1 pseudogene is annotated in these 1,239 nt (G+C 70.5%); it reads right to left on the bottom strand.

Features of this window, described 5'->3' with window-relative positions:
- A pseudogene (locus AB0D04_RS42710) lies at window positions 1-1,160 on the bottom strand (beta-ketoacyl synthase N-terminal-like domain-containing protein); the annotation flags it as partial.
- Window positions 1,161-1,239: the final 79 nt, after the last annotated feature.

The following is a 1,239-nucleotide window of genomic DNA, read 5'->3' as shown; positions in this document are numbered from 1 at the left end:
GCCTGCGCCCGCAACCCCGCCTCAGACCTCGCCGACACCACCCACGGCACCGGCCCACCAGACACGCCCGTCGGCCCGGCAACGCCGGCTGCTGCGGGGGCCGCAACCGGCCCGGCAGCGGCTGCGCCGTCTTCTTCGTCGGCAGGTTCCGGCGCCTGCTCCAGAATCACGTGAGCATTCGTACCGCTCACGCCGAACGAGGAGACGCCCGCGCGACGCACCTGTCCATTACCGGTCCACGGCTGGTTGTCGGTGAGCAACTCGACGGAGCCGGTCGACCAGTCCACATGCGAGGACGGCTCGTCCACGTGCAGCGTCTTGGGCAGCACACCGTGGCGCATCGCCTGCACCATCTTGATCACCCCGGCCACGCCCGCAGCAGCCTGCGTGTGCCCGATATTCGACTTGACCGACCCCAGCCACAGCGGCCGGTCCGCCTCCCGCTCCTGCCCGTACGTGGCCAGCAACGCCTGCGCCTCGATCGGATCACCCAGCTTGGTACCCGTACCGTGCGCCTCCACCACATCCACATCCGCGGCAGCAAGCTGCGCGTTCGCCAACGCCTGCCGAATCACCCGCTGCTGCGACGGACCATTCGGCGCCGTCAAACCATTCGACGCACCATCCTGATTCACCGCCGAACCACGCACCACAGCCAGTACTCGATGCCCGTTGCGCCGAGCCTCGGACAGCCGCTCCACCAGCAGCATGCCCACGCCCTCGGCGAAGCCGGTGCCGTCGGCTCCCTGCGCGAACGCGCGGCAGCGTCCGTCTCCGGACAGTGCTCCCTGCCGGGACAGCTCCACGAAGCGGCGCGGCGTCGCCATGATGGTCACGCCGCCCGTCAGGGCCAGCGAGCACTCGCCGGCGTGCAGCGCCTGGGCCGCCGTGTGGAGGGCCACCAGCGACGATGAGCATGCCGTGTCCACCGACACGGCGGCGCCCTCCAGCCCGAGGGTGTAGGAGACTCGGCCGGACATCACGCTGGAGGCCGTGCCGGTGCCGCGGAAGCCCTCCAGGTCTTCGCCTGCTTCGAGGAGCAGTTCCGCGTAGTCGTGCGTGTTGACGCCCACGTACACGCCCGTGCGGCTGCCGCGCAGCGAGGACGGGTCGATGCCCGCGCGCTCGATCGCCTCCCATGAAGTCTCCAGGCGCAGGAGGTGTACGAGGCGGTCAAGGAGCACGCCCGTACGCCGTTCCGCGAGGAGGTCTGGCAGCAGCTGGTCCAGGGCTGCCGCT

The organism is Streptomyces sp. NPDC048483, assembly GCF_040651455.1.
Taxonomy (GTDB): Bacteria; Actinomycetota; Actinomycetes; order Streptomycetales; family Streptomycetaceae; genus Streptomyces.
The sequence above is the reverse complement of the archived record's forward strand: the minus strand, read 5'-3'. Positions and strand labels throughout refer to the sequence as shown.